Raw genomic sequence first — 22,336 nt, 5'->3', positions numbered from 1 at the left:
TCATTTACGTATACATATATTGAGGATTTCACTGGCAGCCTCATCAACAGACAGGGTATCGTTCATCATTTCATCCAAGAGTCTGCCGCACAATATATCATCAAAGTCTACATCGCTCTCACCTTGCGAAAATAATGCATAGGCTTTTACTTGATCCTTGCTTTCAGAAGTCCAGTAATGCTCTTTAGCAAAAGGGTAGGTAGGCAGGCTGATACGGTGAGGCATCTTCCCTGTGTAAAGTTTTTTCCAATCCAAATTTATCCCTTTAGCCCACAGCTCCAAAAGCTTGGTATATTTCTTTTTGGAAATCCAAAGATCGATCATTTGTTGCAAGTCTTCGTCCCCCGAAAAAATAGACAACGATTCTCTGTTGCGTTTAGCCTGTCCCCTATATAGGTTGAGCATGTTATGACGTCCATCCACAAAACTCTTTAATTTTTCCTCAAGCTCTGCGGTAGATTCCACAAGTACGGCTAAACGCTCCTCCATCGCCTCGCGCCCCACCTGAAGCGTGTAAGCAATATCCGATAGGCTTGCGGAGGATAGCTGACCCTGAAGAGCATTCAGCAGTTGCCGTCCCTTTTCCTTAAGCTGCTCCTCGCTCTTGGCTGACAATACGATCATAGCAGGTCCCTGAGAGTCAGATTCTGTTCCAGACTGTTCCTGATACTCGGGAGTATACTCTTCAATCACGATATGGGCGTTTGCCCCGCCTGCACCAAAAGACGATATTCCAGCCCGTCTTGGATATTCTTTTGTGATTCCATCGCTTGTAATTACCGGTCTCTTCCATTCCTCCAGGCTTTGCTGAACGATAAATGGAGTATTGTTGAAATTAATTTCAGGGTTCAACTTCCCGGAATGTAAGGATGGTACTAGCTGGCTGTGCTTAAGCTGCAACAATATTTTAGTCACCCCTGCAATGCCTGCTGCACTCTCACAATGGCCTATATTCGATTTGACCGCCCCTATGGCACAGAACTGCTTATCCTTTGTGAATTTTTCGAAAGCCCTTGTCAATCCTGCAATTTCAATAGGATCTCCCAGAGCTGTACCGGTTCCATGGGCTTCAATGTAACTAACTGTCCTTGCATCGACATCCGCACGCTGGAGCGCTTCTTCAATCAACCAGGATTGAGCTTGAGGGCTAGGTACTGTATAACCGCTGGTTTTACCTGAAGCATTAAGCATGCTCCCTTTGATAACTCCATAAATATGGTCGCCATCTGCAATGGCCTTCTCCAACGGCTTCAACACGATCGCGCCGACACCCTCTCCGTCGACAAATCCATCTGCCTGGTCTCCGAATGACTTACATTCACCCGTTTTAGAAAGCATCGTCATAGCCGACAGCTTGATATAGTGGATAGGATCTACAATTAAGTTGACTCCCCCGGCAATGGCACACTCGCTTGTACCGCTATACAGACTTTCCAAAGCCAAATGGATCGCCGTCAATGAGGAAGAGCAAGCGGTATCTAAGGACATACTCGGACCTTGGAAATCCAAATGATAGGAAACCCGGTTCGAGATGGAATTATATTGAGGTCCCAGACCGTAATTTCCGTTCATAACACCTGCAAATACACCGACTCTTCTACTCACACAAAGATTGGCAGGGGTATACCCAGCATCCTCTATGCTTGCATATGCTGCTTCCAGGAACAGTCTTTCCTGCGGGTCCATTGTTTCGGCTTCTGCGGGAGAAATTTTGAAAAATAGCGGATCGAATAAATCAATGCCTTCGATAAAACCACCCGATTTCGTATAGATTGTGCCCCTTTTCCCTTTTTCTTGGTCAAAGTAGGTCTTCCAATCCCAACGGTCTTTCGGAATTTCAGTTATGCAATTTTTACCTTCTCTTAGATTGTTCCAATATTCCTCTATATTACGAGCTCCCGGATAGCGTCCTGACATCCCAACAATCGCAACATCCCTGATATTGAAGGATCGTGTCGTTGGCTTTTCCATTGTGCTGTCAGAAGGCTTAAGGAAACGCCCTCCCCGGTCAAACCTCATTGGGACAGTAGCGAGTAATTGCGAAGCAGGGCCCTCTTCAACTCTGGAAGTCTCTTCGGTCAACTCCTGTTCCTTCATTCCTACCAGCTTCTTCAACGAGTCCTTTTGCGTTTGAAGAAGGTATGCTACTAGATCATCTATGGTGTTGTACTCAAAAAACAGCGTGCTGGCAAAATCCTCGATGACTTCACGCAAAACATTTGTGATTTGCACTACCAATATCGAGTCAATTCCATACTCTTCCAGGGCAACCGTTGAGTCGATACTTCCCGGTTCCATTTTTAGCGTCTCACCAAGCAAATGTTTAAAGTACGCCGTACTTTTTTCACGCAGCACATGTTCTACCTCTGCTTGTGCTACCTCTATTTTGGGTTGAGTTCGTTGTTTCACTGATACCGTTTCTACGGTTCTTTTCTCTATCAATATTGATCTTCGTTTGTGCTGTCGCTTTTGCCGAACCAAGCCATCGCTTTGGGCTGCAACAATCTGCTGGCCCCAATCATGCGCCTCTTGCGCCGGGAAGAACGCTGCATGGAAACCTTCTTTGTCCAATACGGTTTCCCATATTTGAGGGTGGAGCCCTGGGCATCCAGGAATACGCAATTCCGGATCCTCATACGCCCACCAGCCATCTAGCAATCCGAAGGTAAGGTGGGTAAACACGCTACTACCTGTGATTTCATTGAGCAGGAGCAAGCCGTTGCTTTTCAAAACCGCTTTTGCATTACGTAATGCCTGACGGATGTCTTTTGCGGTATGAAGCACATTAGCGGCAATGACAATATCATATTTCCCCGTCTCAATACCTTGCCCGGCAATAGGTTCTTCAATGTTAAAAATCTGATAGCTGAGATACGGATTATGCAGCCCATACTCTTTTTCCGCGTGCATCAAAAAGGCCTTGGAAATATCGGTATAGCAATATTCCTGAACGTGTTTGCGATATGGGCGTAATTTCAGGAATAGCGTAGCACTGGTCCCTCCGGTGCCCGCGCCGATTTCCAGAATTCTGATTTCCGCAGCGGCGTCGGCCATAATCCTCTCCTGGATATAAGCGGCAGTAGTATCGGCAAGTACCTCATTAAAGTAGTCCACAACCAGATTGTTCTTATAAATTCCTTCCACTAGTTCCATTGAGGAATTGGGGAAGATGATTTCGGTCGCAGGCGATTTTCCGGTAAGCACTTCCGGTAAAGCTCGTAGCGTTGTCTCAACCAAATTGACCCTTGCTCTCATCTGCGGATATTGCAGCCAAGTACGCTTGCGATCTTCCCATTCCTGCCAGACATCATCTCGATCCGTCAAGCTGGAATCTCTACCTGATAGGTCGTTATCCATCTGTGCCAAAATCTGCATGCTCTCTTTCAGCCATTTGCCATATAGCTCAGGAAGTCCGAGTTTATTTTTGAACTCGTCGACAGACTGACGATCTGTCCCTGATAACCCCATGGACAAGAGCTGCTCCCGCAACAACCTGTGTAGGAGATGTTCCATCTCCCTTTCCTGGAGATCGCCCATATCGTCTGCGGCATAATTTTCGATAAAATGGCTTCTTGATTGTATTGCTGTAGCAATATTTTCCTGTATATCCCTGAGGTTCGGATCCGAATTAGGCGGGTAGAGATCAATCTCTTCTGTCGGATTAGTCCCTTCCATCTCCAGATGTCTTGTTGTTTTCATAAGCCCCATTTGGTCGATCGGTGAGGCAAGAAGCGTCTCAAGCGCCTCCATCCCCTCCTGCGGGTCAATGAGCCCAACACCTATTTGCGCAAGTCTGGAGTAGTTTTCTACCTCCTGCCGTCCATTTTCGGAGGCATTGTTTTCGCCGCTCCCCCAATATCCCCAGTTCATGACCTTCACCGGACAACGCCATTCCTGCGAAAGACGATGCGCAAACGCGTCTTTAAAGGTACTTCCGGCAGCATAGCTACTTTGTCCCGGATTCTTTACATAGGTAATCATGGAAGAGAAGAACAATACGAAATCCAACGGCTCATTTTGGAAGACCTGAGCCATGCGTACACTGACATCAACCTTTGCTGAAAGCCCTGACCGGAGCTCTTCCTCCGTCAAATCTTCCAAGCCCTTCTCCAAAAATGAAATGGCTGAGTGGACTACTCCGTTTATGTTGGAGTACCGCTGTTTTATTTCCTCATATGCCCGCTGCAGCTCCCTTTCGTCTGCTACATCCGCCGTGATATAGCATGGAACAGGTCCCAGGCCTTCAAATCCGTCCAGTTTGGCCTGGATAGAGGCATCCTTTTGCCTTCTGCCTAGCCACACCATCTGGGCCTGGTAGGTACAGGCCATATACTTGCTCCAAGCCTCTCCGATAGTGCCGGCGCCCCCGATGACTACATAGACGCCTCTGGCTTTGTATAGCGTCTGTCCTTTTAAACCTGAAGTCTGTTTGAATGGAATCAATTGCTGCCGATACCACTGTCCATTTCTGAAAACCCACATCCGTCCTTGCCGGTCCGAAGGCAGCGTAAATATATCGGATAGCGGCCAGTCATCATCGGATTGCAGGTCAAGGATACGGATTTTCCAGTTCGGATATTCTTTGGCCATGGTGCCTACCAGCCCATGAAGACTTGCGTGAGTCGGGTTGACTGTATCGTTCTGATCCATCGGCTGAGCTTGATTGGTTATCGTTGTCCAGCCTAGCTTTTTCGTCCCGTATCCCAATAAAAGCATCGCTTTGACCATTCTAAAGAAGAGTAGGACTCCCTGCTCCTGTTCCTTGATCAAGGATTCGGCAATCACCGATTCGACGGGAGCACAGGGTGCAATCCACAGAATATGGTCAACGGCTCCATATTCTTCTATCTTTGAGGCAACTGTTTCAATGGAATCGTGCGCTTGAAGCTCCAAGAAATGCGCCCTAGGATAATACTCCCGGATGGCCTGTCTGTCTTTGACAGTACCACCTGCAATGACCAATCGGTCTGTCGATGACGGGGAAACGACATCTTTTTTTATAGCAGCTGGGTCCCATTTCGGGATGAGCATTACAGATCCCACAAGCGGATCGGCGGCACTTTCTCCTGCCGCTGCGCCTTGTGCATTTTCAATGACGACTTCTCCGTCCAGCGCCCGGGTGGATAATCCTGTTATTCTGACGAAAATAGTTCCTTCCTCATCACACAAGTCAATATTAAGCTTCTGTACCTTGTCTTCTTTCTTGCTGCCCTCGCTGTATTGAATCAACGACCACATGGTCGGGGTGCATGCCCCATAAATCTCAATCTCTTGGAGGGCAAACGGCATATGAGGCGTAGCTGGTACAGCGCTACCCGGTAGCCCTCCGTTCTCTTGGCCCATGATTAACCCGATGGATGCATGCAAGGCCGAATCCAGCAAGCTGGGGTGAAGGACCAAGCTGTCCGCCATATTAGAAATGAAGGAAGGCAATGCCAGCTCGGCTAGCACCCTGCCCGGATGTGTATATACCTTCTCCACACATCTGTATGCCGGGCCATAATCCATTCCCATTTCCTCGAAGATTTCGTAACATTGCGATCCGTTAAACCTGTGTTGACCAAAATCTGTCTGTAACGCCTTAAGGTTTAGTCTCGGTTTTTGCTCTACGCAAACCTGCACCGCATCACCTTGGCTATGCACGGTATGCCCTCTTTCGCTTCCTACTTGCCCGCTATACACTTCAAAGCTTATTTTTCCGGTGTCTTCCAGGGATAGCCTGGTGTGTACAGGAACTGGCTGGTTGTCCACCACAATGGGCCGAATCCAGTTTACATTTTTCAAACGGATTCCTGTTGTGCTGTTGTCCATATCGCCTGTGGAACGTTCTACAGCCGCCCGTACCATCTCAAGATAGGCTACGCCAGGCAGAACCTTTTGGCCTTTCACAACATGATCCTTGAGGAAAAATTCCTCGCCTGTAAACGTTGAACTGAACCGCTGCTCCAGAAAGTCTGAAGTGTTCTGATGCAGTAAAGGTGTCAAAAAGGAAGATTGGGACGAAGCGGCTTCTGTTATTGCGGCGCTCTTTCCCTCATGTACGGGTATCCAATAACTTTCTCTGGCAAAAGGATAGGTTGGCAGACTCATCCTGCGAGGCTTCACATCCTCATAAAGCTTGTTCCAATCTAAAATCAGTCCCGTAACCCAAAGTTCAGCGAGCTTTCCATACTTCCCTTTGTCCACCCATGCATCAATCATTTTAGCCATATCTTCATCGACTTCCTGAGTGACAAGCCCTCCTCTATTACGCTTTACCTGTCCTCTATACAGTTCTTCTACGCCTTCCTTTTTTTGCAGGAAGCCTTCCAATTTCCAATCAAGCTCTTGGATGGATTTTGCAATGATCGCCAAACGTTCGTCCATCGCTTCCCGCCCGATTTGCAGCGTGTAGGCGATATCTGAGAGACTTGCCTGCGGGTCATTCAGCTCTCTGATTGCAGACAGCAATCTTTGCACCTGCTCGTCCAGCCTTTCCTTATTTTTGGCCGACAACACGATCATGACAGGATTCAGGGATGCAGGCGCAGCTTGCTGCTGACTAGCTTCTTCTGGAATATATTCTTCGATGACCACATGAGCGTTAGAGCCCCCAGCACCAAAGGCCGATACTCCTGCTGCCCTTGGGTATTCTCTGGTTTCACCATTGATAGCAACTACTGGTCTTTTCCACTCTTCTAACCCCTGCTGAACTTTAAAGGGACTATCGCTGAAGTCGATATTGGGATTTAAGGTGCTTGCATGCAGCGAAGGCACGATTTGTTTATATTTCAACTGCAAAAGCACCTTTGTCACCGCGGCGATGCCAGCAGCACTCTCACAATGCCCGATATTAGACTTCGCCGACCCGATTGAACAGAACTGCTTATCGCCGGTATATTTCCGGAAGGCCTTTTGTAAGCCTGCAATTTCAATCGGATCTCCCAGTGGAGTTCCTGTTCCATGGGCTTCTATATAGCTGATGGTTCTGGGGTTGATTCCTGCCTCCTTAATTGCCTGACCAATTACACTGGCCTGTGCGTTGGGGTTAGGTACGGTATAGCCGTTGGTTTTCCCCCCGTGGTTCACTGCAGTTCCTTTGATAACTCCATATATCCGGTCTCCGTCTGCTATGGCTTTGGCTAATGGCTTGAGCAGCAAAGCTCCGACTCCTTCTCCCGGTACATATCCGTCTCCCTGTCCGAAGCTTTCACATCTCCCATTGCTTGATGCAAAACTTCCCTGTCCCAACAATAGGTATTTGTTAGGATGGATGGAGACGTTGACCCCTCCTGCTACTGCCAGTTCGCATTCTCCATGCTGCAGTCCATGACAGGCCATATGAATTGATGTCAGTGACGAGGAGCACATAGTATCTACAGCGATACTTGGCCCTTGAAAATTACAAAAATACGATACCCGGTTGGCAACCGCCGAGGCATTACCGAAAAGCCCAATCATCCTTCCCTTGGCTTGTTCCTGGGCTCCATAAAGTTGATACTCATGGTACATCACTCCAACGTAAACCCCGACATTGCCTTCTATGCCGCCAAGCTCCCGCTCTGCACAAAGGCTTTCTCTCGTATAACCTGCATCCTCTATCGTTTCATAAACGCATTCCAGGAATAAGCGCTCCTGCGGGTCCATCGTTTCCGCTTCCCTTGGCGAAATATTGAAAAACAACGGGTCAAACCAGTCCACTCCATCGATGAACCCTCCCCACTTGCTGTAGGTTTTCCCAGGCTTGCCTCTGGTTTCATTAAAGTACAGACTGTGATCCCAGCGCCCCTTGGGAATCTCTGTAATGCAATCCTTTCCATCCCTTAGGTTTTCCCAGAACTCTCGGATACCTAGTGCTCCCGGATATCTTCCCGACACGCCGATAATTGCAATGTCTAGCGCCTTCTTCTCCTGATGTGGCTGTATACCTGTCGGGAGAAGCCATGGGCGCCTACGATTAGTCGATATCGAGGTCAAAGGCTCTATGGTTGCTTTTATAGGTACTTTCGGGCCTGCATCAGGAGCCGTATTCTTATCTGTCGCTTCTACAGCATCAATCAGCCGACCGCGATACGATTCAAGGAAATAACCCGTCAATGACCGGAGATTTTGGTATTCAAAAAATAATGTTTTCGGTAGTGAGCCGAAAGTCTTTTCCAATTCATTGGTAAGCTGCATAACCAGTATGGAGTCAATCCCATACCTGTCCATTGGTGCATTTACATCTATACTTTCAGCGGGCAGCTTGATCACGGTTGAAAGTACCGTTTTCAAATACCCCTCCGCTTTTTCCCTTAGCCATTCTTCTCCGATAAGCGGTGCTCCCTCGCTTTCCATTACAGATCGGCCTGAGACATCAGTTTCCGAGAGCTGGCCTAAAATTGCCGCTTTAATCCTTTGGGGATATCCTTCGATCACCATAACCTGACTTCTGCCGGAAGACAGACTTTGATACAAAGCTTTGATTCCACTCTCCGTTTGCATGGCAAGCATGCCTAGGCCCTGCATTGCCCTTTCCGTTTCCAGGTCGACATGCATGCCTCCATCCTTCCACAGAGGCCAGTTTATCGACAGCGTTTGCCCTTGGCGCTGCTTTGCTGTCACCAAAGCATTTCGATAGGAGGCATAGGCATCCATAAAGCCATTAGCAGCGGAGTAGTCAACCTGTCCTACATTGCCAAGGCTTCCTGCGCCCGAAGAAAATAAGATAAAGAAATCCAGGGGCAGGTCTCTGCTGGCCTGGTCCAGATTCATCACCCCTGAGACCTTCGGAGTCAGCACTTCTCTAACCTCTTCTTTAGTCTTCTTGATGATGAAGTTGTCTCGAATCACTCCGGCTGTGTGCAAAATACCGTTAAGGCCGCCAAATTGCTCGACGATGCCATGAATTAGCCCGGTAACCGATTCGTTGTGGCCCACATCCGCCTGTTGGTACTCTATATGACCACCCAGCGCTCTCAGTTCGTTTAACAGAGCCTTTTGGTCCGCAGAAAGTGATGACCGACCCACCAATACGACGGTGGAGTTTTTCACATTGCGCACAATGTCTCTGGCAAAAATAAGCCCGAGGCCGCCTAAGCCACCAGTAATGAGATAAATCCCACCATCTCTCCACGGCAGGTCTGCATCTTCACGTAAGGCTTCAATTTCTTGCCATATTAAAGCCTGTCGTTTGTCCCCTTGGTACCGTATCCGTTCGTTATACCGGCCACTCCGGTTCCCTTGTAGTTTCTCAATGATTCCTTCGACATCATCCTCCACATCAAGCTCAAGCAACTGACCCATGACATTCGGATTTTCTTTTTGAGCGGTTTTCAGCATTGCAAAAAGCCCGGAATAAACCTGTTGGTCCTTCCGAGCGTGGGTTGCAAGCTGTATCAAAACTTTCTGTTTGGGTATGTCTAGCAGGATACTTTGCAATTCTTCAAATATCTGAATGGTATAATCTTCAAACCGACCGTCCATATCCGCGCTGGAGGACTGTAAAACAAGGCAGCGAGTACCATCCATGCGGGCTTCAATATCCTCCCCGGCGATACCATCCACTTCACACAGGATCACAACATACCGGATATCTTCGTTTGCGTTCACCCCTGCGGTGACAGGCATCTCCTGCCAGACAGGCTCAAGCATCAGTGTACCCATATCCTCAGTGATGCTGGCTTGCCCCATATCTCCTTCAAACGCTCTGGATAAAAGTCCTTTGAGCTGCACGCAAATCTTTCCGGTCTCATCGCACAGATCAATATCCACCTTACTTAATCCATTCGACGTCTCTTCACTGCCATCGTGAGAGATCCGGGCCCACATCTCTGGAGTGCATTTTTCGGATATCTTCAGTTCCTCCAAAGCAAAGGGTAACGCAGGCTTGCCTACAGGCAAATTTTCTTCCGAACTCATTACCAAGCCGATTGTGGCCTGCAAAGTTGAATCCATCAAAGCTGGATGCAGTACAAATTCACTTTGAGTATGGAGTACAGCGGATGGTAGGGACAGCTTGGCCAGCACGTAATCCTTTCCTCGAAAGATTGCCTCAATGCCACGGTGTGCGGGTCCATAGTCTATCCCCATGGCTCTGAAAGCTTCATAGCATTGGCTTGAAGAAAGTGGTGTGCGGGTACAGTCTGCCCGCAAGACATTCAGGTCCAGATACTGTAGCTCGCCAGCCCTCTCCAACACAGCCATTCCCTGACTGTGTATAATCCCTTCGGCGTCGGCTCCTTCCATGCCGCTACATATTTCAAACGCAATCTCTCCATTGTCTTGGGGATATAGACTGATGAGTACCCTCACCAGTTCGTCTGCTACAACCACAGGCCGAGCCCATACGATATTTTTCAGCCGAATATGAGTCTCACCTTCTACTACGGCCCCCACTGCCTCTTCTACAGCTGCTCGCACCATTTCGAGGTAAGCCACCCCGGGTAATGTTTGTTGACCCTTGATTCTGTGGTCTGACAGGAAAAATTCCCGGCCTGTAAAAGTAGAGCTATAACGTTGTCCGGAGAGGTCGGAAATATTCTGATGCAATAAAGGATGAATTTGGGCAGTCATAGCCAGATTTACACTGCCTTGTCCAGTGTCTGTTTCGGATAACCAATAGCGTGCCCTTTCAAAAGGATAGGTCGGCAGACTGATTCGTCTGGGCTTGGTATCTCCATAAAGTGCGTCCCATTCAATGCTTGCGCCATTGGCCCACAATTTGGCTACCTTATCAAGTCTTTTCTTCTCAGTCCAGGCCCGAACCAGGGTTCCGGTGTCTTCGTCCGAATCCAAGAGTTCGATTCCGCTACCTGCATAGTTCACACGGCCGATCAGCACTTTTTCCGACGAGCTTCCGTTAATAAAAAGTTCAAGTTCATCTATCAGATTTTCTCTTGAATCCGTCAAAAACGCGAGACGCCAGTCCATAGCCTCTCTTCCCACTTGCAAGGTATAGGTCAGGTCCGTCAGATTAACGCTTTCTTGCAACTTAACAAAATTCATCATATCTGCTGCATAGGTTTTCAAGGATTGTTCACTTTTAGCGGACAGCACAAATAGTCCCGGGTTGTCTTTACCCACTGGGGGTAGATTGACCGCAGAGACTACAGGAACATATTCTTCAATAACCATATGAGCGTTAGTGCCGCTAAATCCGAAGGAACTTACGCCCGCACGCCGGGGTACTCCCGGTTCGGGCTCCCAACTTTGTAGACCGGTGTTAATGTAGAACGGGCTATTCTCCAGAGAAATATGCTCATTTAAGGATTCGAAATGGATGGTAGGCGGCAATTGGCGGTGCTTCATGGCCAGCAGCACTTTCATCACACTGGCCACCCCGGCCGCAGTCATCATATGACCCATATTGCTTTTCAGTGACCCCAATGCGCAATAGCCCTTCTTGCTTGTATAGGATCGGAATGATTCCGTAAGTCCCTCCACCTCGATAGGATCACCCAGCTTTGTTCCTGTCCCGTGAGCCTCGATCATGGAGATGGTTTCGGGATGAATGTTAAACCGTCGATATACGTCTTTTTCCAGCGAGATTTGTGAATTTACACTTGGGGCAGTTATTCCGTTGGTTTTTCCATCCTGGTTCATTCCCCATCCCCGAATAACTCCATATATGGAGTCCTTGTCTCTGACTGCATCAGAGAGCCGTTTTAATAAAATGACCCCAACTCCTTCTCCGGGGACAAACCCGTTTGCACGGGCATCAAAGGTAAAGCACCGTCCATCCTTGGACAGCATTCCTGCCTTGCTAGTCATAACATGCATTCCCGGACCAGCCATAATCATGACTCCGCCTGCCAAAGCAAGGTCACTTGTTTCTAAAAGGAGACTGTTGCAGGCTTCAGCAATGGCCACCAGAGAGGAAGAGCACGCGGTATCAATAGCCAAAGAAGGACCTTTCAAATTTAGCAGATACGAAATCCGAGCGGATAGAATTGAAGGAGCCCCTCCCATGAGAACCTGCGCATTTAACCCCTGCCCACTCATGGACCTCCCATAATCACTGGCTGCACAACCTACAAAAACACCGCATCGGCTCTCCGACAGTGAGGCTGGATTCAATCCGGCATCTTCAATGCATTTCCAGCTGCTTTCAAGAAACAGGCGCTGTTGAGGGTCCATCATCTCTGCTTCAGCAGGGGATATATTAAAGAACAACGGGTCAAATTTATCTACATCCTCTAAAACACCCATCCATTTGCTATAGGTTTTTCCCTGAGCCTTGGGATCGGTATCGTAATATTCATCGATTGACCATCGCGTTGAAGGGATTTCCGATATACAATCCCTTCCCTGAGCCAGATTGTCCCAAAATTCAGCCAAAGTCTTGGATTCGGGGAATTGCCCTGCCATACCAATAATCGCGATAGACTCCTTATGTTCCTGACCGCGCGGCATATCTGGCATAGCTTTTTTAGAATCAATATGCTTGACCGTTTTGTGGGAATCATTGCTATTCGGCAGCTGTCCATAGGCGAATTGAATCCGTTCTTTAACTTCTTGCTGATTCACAAACGTTTTATCCTGCATTTTTATTTCTTTTTCAATAGTAGCCGCCAGCTTTTCTCTTATCGATTGAGCCATATGGTTTTTCAGCTCAATTAATGACTCCCTGGGAGACTCGGACAGTTTTCTTGCCAACTGCATGGCGTATGGCACTACTTCATTCCTCGGTACAACCGGAAAAGGAACCCCTTTGGTTTCCAGTTCCGAACCGCTATATCTAGTACCTGTAAATAAAATTTCCTGTGCCATACTAACCCCGAATTTCTCAGGGAAAATCAGGGTTGAACCCGCTCCGGGGGTAAAGCCGTACTTCATAAAGTTAGTAGTATAGATGCTTTCCCGACTCATCACGATAAAATCGCAAAACATCCCCATGCACCAGCCAGCACCAATCCCATGTCCCTGCATAGCAGCGATGACGGGCAGCTTGCAATCCAAAGCAATCTTGTAAACATTGGTATCGCTATATTTTGCCTTTCCCTCATGGATAGCCAGCAATCCCTCTTGGGTGCCTCCTGTGGCAAAGTAGGTGTCATATCCCGTCAGAATCACAACTTTATAATTCTCGTTAGCCTGCACTGTCTCAAACGCCTGATTCAGGCCAATAATCAGTTCATCGGAAAATGTATTTTTGTGCGCCGTGTCCTTCATTTTCAATAAGACAATCCCGTGCTCAAATTCCTGCAATTCAACCACAGACTGTACCTTTATTTTGGGGGGGCTTATCTCCTCCCCATCCTCCGGCGTGTGGAAGCTGTCCAATGGTTGCAACGTGAAAGCCATTCTTTCTGATAATTCCTGTGGACTGGCTTCCAATGATTCATCCGGGAGCTCGCCAATAAATTGAAGCAATTGTTTTTCAGCATCTTCATAATTTATTTCCCCTGCTTGCACCGCACGAAAAATATCTTTTGAATCCATAAACATGTCCTCCTAGCTGTATGAAATAGGACAAATATTGTGTTGGCTGTCTACGAGTGTAATTGGTTGAATAACTGGTCGGCCTGTTCAAAATCCAACTCACCCTGCAGTACTTTCTGTATCAAGGCTTGCATGGGCTGCTTAGGCTTCGGCTCTGTAGAAGCCTGATTTGTATCTCCCGCCGACTTGTTCAATTCCTTTGCCAAAAATTTGGAGAATTCTTTAATGTTAGGATAATCGTACACTCTGGTTGCTGGAATAGCTGTTCCAAAGCGTTTATTCACAGCCTGCACCCACTCTACACCTATAATAGAGTCCAGCCCCATATCAATAAATTGATCGTCCCGGCCAATATCCTTTTCATTCATACTCAGGGATTTCGCAAGACTTTCTACCAGTTCCTTCTCCAATGTTTCTATCCGTACAGCCGTTGGCGCATATGTCGACCGCTTTGCCTCATCCCTGGCAGCGGGCGGCGACGAAGAAGGCTTGGCCTCAGGTTGCGGCGGGGCAGGCTTGGATTCTGCCAGCGCGGCTGACTTCTCCGGCTTATCTGCTACCATCTGGATGTTGGAAACGGAGCTCAGCAAAATGCCCTGCGGTTTTTCAGGTACTTTCGCCAAAGTCTGTCTCTGCACATTATCGTTGCTATGGTTAACTGCAGGAGGGCTGGAAACGAGCTCTTGTACCGACACCTCGGCTACAGGAGATTCCGCCTCGACGTCCCGGGATTCGCCCCCACGCGCGAAGATCCAATAGCTCTCCTTGGCAAATGGATAAGTTGGCAGACTAATCCGACGAGGGCTGGTATTCTCATAAAGTCTAGTCCAATCGAAGAGCAGCCCCTTAACCCAAAGCTCCGCCAGCTTTGTATACTTACCCTTGCTTATCCAACTATCCACCATTTTTGCCATGTCTTCGTCCGCCTCAAGAACAGCTAGGATGTCTTTATTCTTCTTTGCCTGACCCCAATATAGCCCGTCAATATTCTCATCCCCCGCTAAAAAGCTCTCGAGCTTTCCTGTAAGTTCACGGGTAGACTTAACTATAACTGCTAACCGTTCTTCCATGGCTTCCCGTCCCACCTGCAGAGTAAATGCTATATCCTCCAGGCTGGTTTGCGAGTATTCCGGCTCTTTGAGTTCAGCCAGCAGCCTTTGTACCTGTTCATCCAGTCGCTCTTTATTCCTCGCCGACAGCACGATCATTAAAGGATTTTGCAGTGAAGTGGCAGCTTGTCTAGTCTCCTGTTCCTCAGGGATATATTCCTCAATAAGCACATGTGCGTTGGAGCCTCCGGCGCCAAAGGAGGAAATACCTGCGATTCTTGGGTATTCAACCGTCTTCCCATTCATTGTGACGACGGGTCTTTTCCACTCCCCCAGCTCCTGCTGAACTATAAAAGGACTATCGCTAAAATCGATATTCGGGTTTAGTGTTTTTGAATGCAGCGAAGGCACGATTTGTCCGTATTTGAGCTGAAGGAGCACCTTTGTAACTCCGGCAATCCCTGCCGCGCTCTCACAATGCCCAATATTTGATTTTGCCGATCCGATTGCGCAAAATTGCTTATCCTCCGTATATTCCTGGAACACTTTTTGCAATCCGGCGATTTCAATGGGATCACCTAAGGATGTCCCAGTGCCATGCGCTTCGATGTAACTGATGGTTCTGGGGTTAATTCCTGCTTTCTTAAATGCCCTTCCAATGACACTGGCCTGCGCATGGGGATTCGGAACTGAGAATCCGTTTGTCTTCCCTCCATGATTCACCGAGGTCCCCTTTACGACCCCATATATATGGTCGCCATCTGCAATAGCTTTGGCCAGTGGTTTGAGCAGTACAGCTCCTACGCCTTCTCCCGGCACATATCCATCTCCGCCTTGTCCAAAGCTTTCGCACCGTCCTTTACTCGATACAAACCTCCCTTGCCCAAGCATCAGGTATTTGTTCGGATGAATGGATACATTGACGCCGCCAGCAACGGCAAGCTCACACTCGCCTTGTTGCAAGCTTTGGCAGGCCAGATGAATGGTCGTCAATGAAGAAGAGCACATGGTGTCCACAGCCATGCTCGGACCGTGGAAGTTACAGAAATAAGATACCCGGTTTGCGATGGAAGCCGGATTGCCAGGAACGGCAATCATTCTGCCCCTAGCTTGTTCCTGTGCTCCATAAAGCTGGTATTCTTCATACATGACCCCGACAAAAACACCCACATTCCTATCCTGCCCAAGGCCCCGCTCCAGTCCAAGCGCTTCCCGGGTATAGCCTGCATCCTCTATCGTTTCATAGACGCATTTCAGGAATAGACGCTCCTGAGGATCGATGATCTGTGCTTCTCTAGGTGAGATATTGAAAAACATGGGATCAAACTGATCCACACCTTTGATAAAGCCTCCCCACTTGCTGTAAGTTTTTCCGGACTGGTCCCTGTCCTCGTCAAAGTGCACACTGTGATCCCAGCGATCTTTGGGGATTTCCGTAATGCAATCCTTCCCATCGCGCAGATTGTTCCAGAATTCCCGTATATTTTCTGCATCGGGATACATGCCCGACAAACCGATAATGGCAATTTCCTCCGATCCGCCTGCTCTTGCCGGTTGCGGTTGGAAACTTGCCTGAACTGGCATGAAACGCGATTGCTTCCGACTATCAGAAAGTGACCTTACCGGGTCGTTTTCCTTCGTAGAAGGTTTGAACTCTTTCGCAGCGTTGACCTCTGTCTCGATTCCAAGCAATTTAATCAGCTGCTTCTGGTGGACTTTGAGGAAATATTGGGTCAATTCCCGGATATTCTGGTATTCAAAAAATAAAGTTTTGGGCAGTGTTCCAAACGTTTTCTCCAACTCACGGGTTAGCTGTTTAATCATAATGGAATCAATGCCATACTTCTCCATAGGGGCATCGGTTTCAATCTGCCTTGCCGGCAGCCTGATGGATGTAGCGAGCAATTGCTTTAAATAATTTGCCGCTTTTTCGGCAAGCAGGTCTTGTCCGATGACCGAACCCATCTCGCTTTCCCTTATCATAGAGGAGGCATCTCCAGTCTGATTCAGGGACGGTTGCTGCAGGAGCGTTTCTCTTAGCTGACTGGCATGCCCTTCCAACACCATGACTTGATTCTTTTCGGAAGCCAGGCTCTGATACAAAGCCCGAATTCCTGCACCCGTCTCCATTGCAAACATCCCCATCCCTTCCATGATCTTTTCTGTTTCCCCATCAATACGCATTCCGCCTTCTTTCCAGAGAGGCCAATTAACTGAAATCGTCCGCCCCTGGCGTTGTGCTCGCTCTACCAGTGTACTGCGGTACTTGGCATAGGCGTCCATAAAGGCATTGGCAGCAGCATAGTCAGCCTGTCCTATATTCCCGAGGCTCCCTGCAACGGATGAAAAAAGGATGAAAAAGTCCAGCGGAATTTCCTTGCAAGCCTGATCCAGATTCACCAAGCCCGTAACCTTTGGTGCCAAAACGTTTTGCAATTCCTCCCGTGTTTTTTTAATAATGAAATTATCGCTAACCATTCCTGCGCTGTGCACAATTCCGTCCAGTTTCCCAAACTCTTCTTGAATATCCCGAATCAAATCTTCAACCGCCCTTTTATTGGCGACATCGGCTTGCCGGAATACTACTCTTGCACCTAAAGCCTCTATCTCCTCAATCCTTGCTTTGGTGTCACCACGAAGCGGGGAGCGTCCGACAAGAATTAAAGCAATATCCCTGGCCTGTCGTGTAATTTCTTCGGCAAGAATCAAACCGAGACTTCCAGTTCCGCCGGTAATCAAAAATACTCCCCTGTCCTTCCACGGAATGCTGATCACTTCGCCGGAGGCTTTAATTTCCGTCCATACGGCAACATGCCGTCTACCCGATTGATAGCGGATATGTGGTTCTATAGAGCTGCGACTGTTTTCTTGCAGGATATTTATCATACCTGCTGAATCCTGCTCCACATCCATTTCTATCAGCTGGCCAACCAGTACTGGATTCTCCAGCCATGCTGTTTTTAAGAGTCCGGAAAGTCCCGAGAATACCTGTTGGTGATCCTGCACCGGAACGACAAGCTGAACCAATGTTTTGCCTTTGGATTCCGTTTTAAGAATATGTTGAATTGCCTCAAACACCTGTGTCGCATAAGTCCTAAACCGTGCATCAATGCTCTTCTCTTCGGATTGGAGAATGAGGCACTGCACCCCGTTCATTTGCGATTCAATAATTTCCCCGGAAATATATCCCGGTTCGCATAAAATTACCAGATGCTGTTGATAGTCAGGTGCTGTTCCTTCCAGAGCAATCGCTTGTTCTTCCCACACAGGCTCAAGCATCAAAGTCTCAGGTGCAGTCCATTCATCTGGGCCCCCTGTTCCTCCTTCAGCAACTCGTGATGAGAATCCCTTCATTCTCACACAAACATTCCCCTGCTCGTCACACAAATCGATATCTAATTTTTGCAGCGGACCATCTTGCCTGCTGCCCTCACTCATACGAATCCAGGCCCACATCTCTGATGTGCATCCGTTAAACACCTCAAGCTCTTCCAATGCAAATGGTAAAGCTGGCTTAATGGAAGCTTTGCGATCACCTGTACTCATAATCAAGCCTATCGTCGCCTGAAGAGCAGAATCCATCAAGCTAGGGTGCATCACAAACTGTTCCATCGTAGAGTAGATGGAAGAAGGCAAGGACAACTTGGCAAGCGCTTGACCCACCCCGATATATATTTTCTCAATTCCCTGGTGTCCCGGCCCATAGGATACCTGCATCGTCGCAAACGCCTCATAGCACTGACGGGATGAGAAGAAGCCCAGATTGCACTGCTCCAGCAAGGTTTCAATATCTATAGCGGGGATCTCTGCCACCGGAACAATTACTGCCCTGCCTTCACTATGCACCACCAGCTCCGTGTCCGTTGCTCCAGACTTGCTGTAAATTTCATAGGCGATCTCCCCGCCATCTTGAGGATAGAGCCCAATACTGACATCCACCGACTCCTCCGCAACCACAACAGGCCGGATCCAATCCACATCTTTTAACCGGATGGACGTCCACTTGTCTTCTGGAGATCCTGCAACCTGCTCTACTGCCGCCCGCGCCATTTCAAGGTAGGCCACTCCAGGCAAGAGCTTCTGCCCCCTTATCACATGGTCAGACAGGAAAAATTCCTTCCCCGTAAAAATGGAGCTGAACTGCAGTCCATAAATATTGGACGTATTGCGCTGAAGTAGGGGATGAATGCCGACTGCTGTCTCCCTTTCCAGCACTACACCGCTTGCTCCCGTCCGTTTATTGATATCGGTTATGCAATATCGTTCTTTGGCAAAGGGATAGGTTGGCAGACTGATACGGTTTGGTTTAGCCTCTCCGTACAACAGGGCCCAGTCAATAACGACTCCTTTTACCCAAAGGTCAGCGATTTTTCCATAGCTGCCTTCGCTAACTAACACATCAATCGCCGTGCCCGCACCCTCTCCGTCTTCACGAGCTCTATTTTCTTCTCTATGGCGTTTGTCGTGTCCCACGTATAAGCCGTGGATACCATCCCGGCCTTCCACAAATCCTTTTAATTTCTCTTCTAGCTCCCGGAGAGAGCCTGCAACGAAAGCCAAACGTTCTTCCATCGCTTCGCGCCCCACCTGAAGGGTATACGCTATATCTACCAGACTGCTGTCTGTGAACGGATGCTCCCCGATTGCAGCTAGTAATAGCTGCGCCTGCTCTTGTAGTTGTCCTTCACTCTTGGCTGACAGCACCACAATAGCCGATTTTGGGGTGGTAAGGGTAATAGAATTCTGCTCCTGCTTTCCAGGAATATATTCTTCGATTACCAAATGGGCATTGGCACCCCCGAATCCAAAGGAGCTAACACCTGCTCTCCGAAGAATATTTTCCCCTCGAGTATCCCGCTGTGGCTTCCACTCCTGCGCCTCCTGAACGATATAGAACGGACTGCCTTCAAGTTTTATATAAGGATTAATTGCATCGCAATGAAGGCTTTTGACCAGCTTTTTATGCTTTAACTGGAGCAGCACTTTTATGACGCCCGCGATTCCAGAAGCCAGTTCCAGATGTCCGATATTGGTCTTCACCGAGCCCAATCCGCAATGGGATTCTGTAATCCCGGGCCCTTCTGTATTCTCATAAAGCTCTTTGAAAGCTGCTTTCAGTCCGTTAATTTCAATCGGATCGCCCAGCTCGGTGCCTGTCCCGTGGGCCTCAATGTAAGAGACAGTCCTTGGGTCGATTCCGGCCTTTGTATATGCATTTACCAACACATCCGCCTGAGCCCTCGGATTAGGAGCTGTCAGGGAATTGGCCCGGCCTCCGTGATTGACGGCAGTACCCCGAATCACGCCATAAATATGGTCTCCATCCTTCTCTGCATCCTTCAGCTTTTTCAGGAAAAGCATGCCGGCCCCTTCACCACGCACGTAGCCATTGGCCTTATTGGAGAAGGTTTTGCATCGACCGTCCTCACACAGCATTCCTGCTTTGTTAAAGCTGATATGGAGTTCAGGTGTGATAATCACATTAACACCACCCGCAATCGCCATCTCGCAGCTTCCATCCTCTATGGCCCTAACGGCCCGGTGAATGGCCACCAGCGAACTGGAGCAAGCCGTTTCGACAGGCTCGCTCGGACCATGAATATTAAGGAAATAGCTCATTCGATTGGGCCCAACAGACGGTGCCATACCGCTGGAGGAATACGCCTCGACACCCACATTTCCCTGATAGATCATACCGCTGTAGCCACTGTTCGCGGTACCTACAAAGATTCCTGTGCGGGTTCCCGACAGACTCCCAGCCTGAATGCCTGCATCTTCAATCGCCTTCCAGATATAGGTCATCAACAACCGCTGCTGCGGGTCCATGAGTGCGGCTTCCCGCGGTGAAATTCCAAAGAATAGCGGGTCAAACTCATAGATCCCGTCAATAAACCCGCCCCACTTGATGTTTGTTTTATTGGCCTCCTGCTCAGGGTCACCGTAATACGTCTTCCAATCCCAGCGATCTTCAGGGATTTCAGTGATACAGTCCCTGCCTTCCTCAAGATTTTTCCAAAACTCATCCACATCCCGGGCCATGGGAAATACACCGCTCATTCCCACGATGGCAATGGGTTCAGGAGCAGCCTGAGTCAGTTGCGGATTGGACAACACATTCCCGCCTGCAAACCGGAAACGCTGCCGTCTACCGCGGGTACTGTCTTCCCTACCATCCTCCACGGCCTGCACAGCAGGCTCAGTCCGGGCATGCACGGCAAACTGCTCGCCAAGCACGGCATCATATTCGTCCACCAAATATCTGGTGAAGTCATGAATCGTTGTGTATTCAAAAAATATGTCCGGCGTCAGCTCAAGCCGGTATGAGTGATTGATGTTGTTGGTAAATTGTGTGAGCAGGATGGAATCGAAGCCATACTCACTCATTTCTACATGTGCATCAATATCTTCAAGTTTGACTTTCAGCAATTTTGACACAGCCTGTATCATCGCGGCCTGCACTTTGTCCAGCAGATCTGGTACGACATTGCTTTCAGAGGAAGCTTCTGAAATTCCTGTCACCTTTTCAGGCTGCCTAGTCTCTGGAGTCGTGATTAACCCCATGGTTTTCTTCATTTTTGCAAGATTGCCTTCCATCACCATAACCTGATCAACGCCTGCGATCATGCCACGGTACAAGGCCTGAATGCCGGAAGAGGTTGACATGCCGCTCATGCCTGTACGCTGCCTTACCAGCTTCTCCGTCTCCTCATCAATACGCATCCCACCCTCTTTCCATAGCGGCCAATTGATGGATAGCGTTTGACCCTGTCGCTGCTTAGATGCTATCAGAGTGTTCCGGTATCCGGCATAAGCATCCATAAACGCATTAGCTGCAGAATAGTCTGCCTGTCCCTGATTACCTAATCCTCCGGCTACAGACGAAAATAGAATAAAGAAGTCAAGCGGCAAGTTCTTGCTCGCCTGATCCAGATTCACTGTCCCTAATACTTTGGGAGCTAGAACCTCCAGCATCTCCTCGCTATTTTTTTGGAGTATGCGGTTGTCGCGAATGACACCTGCACTGTGAATGATGCCATTGATGTTTCCGAATTCCTCCTGAATTTCCTGGATTAAATCGGTCACCGCCTGCTCCTGAGTCACATCGACCTGCCTGTATATGATTCGTGCCCCTAATGCCTCCATTTTCTTTATCTCAGCCCGTTTGCCCTCATCCAGCGTGGAACGCCCCGTTAAAATCAAGACGGCTTTATGGACTTTATCCGTAATCTCTCTGGCAAAAATGAGTCCCAATCCACCGGCACCGCCGGTAATCAGGTACACTCCGCCATCCTTCCACGGGTTACCCGCCGCTTCCTGAGAGATGTGAACTTCGTTCCAGCAGGAAACCCACCGTGTGCCTTTCTCGTACCGAATCTGGACATCCTCGAGGCTACGGCTGTTTTCTTTTAAGATGTCTATGATTGCTCCCCAGTCCTCATCCTGTCCCAGTTCTATTAACTGACCTACCAGTTTTGAATGCTCAAGCCGGGCCGTTTTTAAAAGACCGGAAAGTCCCGAGAAAAGCTGCTGCGCCTCCTGTCCGCTTATGGCAATCTGGATCAGCACCTTACCATTGGGTTTTTCCCTGAAAATGCTTTGAATCTCTTCAACCACCTGGACGGCGTAACGCTGGAACTGTTCCGCGATTCCGTTTCGGTCGGGTTGCAGTACAATGCATTGCACGCCGTCCATCCGAGCTTCAACTTGTTCACGGGAAATCCCGGACGGCTGGCAGAGTAACACGACATGGCGATCATATGCAGGCATTTCGGCCTCTAGAGCAATCCCTTGCTCTTTCCATACGGGTTCAAGCATCAAGTTACTAGAATTAGACTGAACATCCGAGGAAATCGAGTCCCTATTCAGGATTCTTGATGAATATCCTT

General features: G+C 48.6%; 2 protein-coding genes (1 of these 2 cut by a window edge). Both read right to left on the bottom strand.

Annotated features, from left to right (window positions below; all coding sequences use genetic code 11):
- Positions 1 to 13,401 (bottom strand): SDR family NAD(P)-dependent oxidoreductase, encoded by a 13,401-nt coding sequence (locus tag ACL9RM_RS03285; protein ID WP_414126199.1) that lies wholly within the window; start codon positions 13,399 to 13,401, stop codon positions 1 to 3.
- 50 nt (positions 13,402 to 13,451) lie between these two features.
- A protein-coding gene (locus ACL9RM_RS03280; RefSeq protein ID WP_414126198.1) for an SDR family NAD(P)-dependent oxidoreductase crosses the window boundary here: on the bottom strand, positions 13,452 to 22,336 show its 3' end. 10,816 nt of this gene lie beyond the right edge of the window; only the last 8,885 of its 19,701 coding nucleotides appear in the window; its start codon lies off the right edge, out of view; the stop codon is at positions 13,452 to 13,454.

The organism is Paenibacillus sp. S29 (assembly GCF_049319765.1).
GTDB lineage: Bacteria > Bacillota > Bacilli > Paenibacillales > Paenibacillaceae > Paenibacillus > Paenibacillus polymyxa_B.
This window is presented reverse-complemented; position numbering and strand designations above follow the sequence as displayed.